Source organism: Mesorhizobium sp. P2_E6 (assembly GCF_056403835.1).
In genome coordinates this window covers 1-693 of record NZ_JBFUEQ010000043.1, presented here as the reverse complement: position 1 = coordinate 693, position 693 = coordinate 1, and the positions used below count along the sequence as shown (strand labels likewise).

Here is a 693-nt window from a genome sequence, read left to right as displayed (position 1 = left end):
GCTGGGCTTCAATGCCGGCGCGACGGGGCTGGTCGACACGGCGAGCGGCCAGGCGGTGGTGCTGAGCCTCGAGGCTGGGCAGGTGGTCGGCCGTGCGGGCGTCGGCGGCGTGATCGTGTTCACGGTCAGCACCGATGCGTCGGGCAATGTGACGCTCGACCAGCAGCGTGCGGTGGTCCATCCGACGACGGACCCGAACGAGCCGGTCAGCCTGAACGCCGACAATCTGGTGACGCTGACGGCGACGATCACCGACAAGGATGGCGATCATCAGTCGGCGACGCTGAACATTGGCAGCAACCTGACCTTCCTGGATGACGGCCCGTCGATCTCGGCGCCGGGCGCCAGTGCATCGCTGACGGTGGACGAGACGGATCTGACGACGAATGCGACGGCGAGCTTCGCCAGCGCCTTCACCTCGAGYTATGGCGCCGATGGCGCCGGCACGACCACCTATGCGCTGGGCTTCAATGCCGGCGCGACGGGGCTGGTCGACACGGCGAGCGGCCAGGCGGTGGTGCTGAGCCTCGAGGCTGGGCAGGTGGTCGGCCGTGCGGGCGTCGGCGGCGTGATCGTGTTCACGGTCAGCACCGATGCGTCGGGCAATGTGACGCTCGACCAGCAGCGTGCGGTGGTCCATCCGACGACGGACCCGAACGAGCCGGTCAGCCTGAACGCCGACAATCTGGTGAC

General features: G+C 68.5%; 1 protein-coding gene. It reads left to right on the top strand.

Annotated elements, in window-relative coordinates; translation table 11 throughout:
* The coding region (locus AC1D08_RS33675; RefSeq protein WP_477425354.1) for a DUF5801 repeats-in-toxin domain-containing protein at positions 1-693 on the top strand (693 nt) is incomplete at both ends.